General features: G+C 41.1%; 2 protein-coding genes. Both read left to right on the top strand.

Going from position 1 to position 1,486, the window contains the following annotated elements:
• Positions 1-195: 195 nt before the first annotated feature.
• Entirely contained in the window at positions 196-318 is a 123-nt protein-coding gene (locus tag F6K53_RS41980; RefSeq protein ID WP_293086387.1) for a hypothetical protein, read from the top strand.
• A gap of 265 nt (positions 319-583) precedes the next feature.
• Positions 584-1,015, top strand: coding sequence for a hypothetical protein (locus F6K53_RS41975; protein ID WP_075903310.1), 432 nt, complete (start codon positions 584-586; stop codon positions 1,013-1,015).
• Positions 1,016-1,486 lie beyond the last annotated feature (471 nt).

Genomic DNA, 1,486 nt, shown 5'->3' with positions numbered 1-1,486 from the left:
CGATCACTCACAGACTAGCTCTCCAGGAATAAAGGTCATTGAGATTATTATTGAGATGCTTCGTGACCCTGATCCTCAGCTAGGGTGCTGGCATCGGAGGAATTGACACCGATGGGTTTAATCGCCATGCCCTTACCAGATCTTGCTATCCAATAGAATAGCTACCAACTGACTGAGTCCGGAGAAATCCGGAAAGTGCTAATAAATTCTCTGTCTACCCTATATTCCGCCGCTCCCTACTCCCGATTCCCGATTCCCGATTCCCGATTCCCGATTCCCGATTCCCGATTCCCGATTCCTCTATTTTTATCCGGATAAAAAATCACTCATTTTTTTGTTATCAAAGAAAATAAATTTATTTAAGAAAAGTAAAAATTTTCCTGATAATCAATAATGAGAAGTTTTTTATTTAACTCAGTATTATCTCTATTTATCTAACTACATAATAGTTATGATTTAATTTTTTTCAGTAGTATTTCTAATTTACAACAATCTTTATAAGCGGTTAGTTTAGAACTATGAAACGAGTTAAACACTAACTCAATTCCAGGATAAACTATCAACTCACAAAGCTCGAAAAACAATGAACAACAACTCTCTTTCTCTAAGCAAAACTCTCATCAACACAGGTCTCATTTTTGCGGGCTTAACTGCTGTACTGGCCACATCAGCTAACGCTGAATCAGCAATTCGCGGATCTGCTGTAGAAACACGGGCTTCTGGGAGCTCTATCAGTGTTTCTGGTGAGCTGATTTTACCTGAAGCTCTCCACTTTTCTGGTCCATTAACTGTTACACCAACCTACGCCGATGCTGGAACAAGCACTGCAACTATCGTTAACCTCACCCTAGATGGAACTGGAGTTGCGGCAGTCTCTACTACTACCACTAGTAGCTCAACAAATGCATTCCTTGCCGAAGCTGCAACGGCTCTAGGTGCTGCTACCACCGTTGAGGATCAAGCCGCTTTAATCCGTGCCGGAGCAGGTAATGAAGGCTTGGGTGCTCTAGAGTAAATTAACAGTAAGCAGGACTTACGCCAGGCACCCCGAAATCTCCTAAACGTGGTCAGGGTTGTAACATTGCTCTCGAATAAATTGTCAGGTAAATAGGCGTAAAAGGGAGTTGGGGTGCTGGGGAGAGGGGTTTTTCAGGTTAAACATACCTTTTTATTAGCTTTAATCCCCTCTATCTCCCCACCTCCCCACCAATCACATTTGAGTCCAACTTTGAAACAGCTCTGGGGGGTGAGGGAGGATTCCTGTTCCCTGATCCGAAGCTCACAGCGCTATAACTAGTTACCTAATAACTACAGTTGAATTCTAGTTTTATCCGGATAAAAAATAACTTATTTAGTTTAGTTAATTAGAAAAAAAAATATTTTATCAAAATGGGTAGTCAATAAATATAGCGTTTTTTATCATAATGAGGTACACAGTTTTTTTTCCTCTTGCCTCTTGCCTATTGCCTCTTGCCTCTTGCCTCTT

Origin of the sequence: Moorena sp. SIO4A1, assembly GCF_010672065.1 — a bacterium.
Lineage (GTDB): Bacteria > Cyanobacteriota > Cyanobacteriia > Cyanobacteriales > Coleofasciculaceae > Moorena.
The sequence above is the reverse complement of the archived record's forward strand: the minus strand, read 5'-3'. Positions and strand labels throughout refer to the sequence as shown.

Bases quoted from the DNA above. Each gene is read 5' to 3' on its own strand.
- F6K53_RS41975 (WP_075903310.1), top strand. From the start codon at position 584: ATGAACAACAACTCTCTTTCTCTAAGCAAAACTCTCATCAACACAGGT.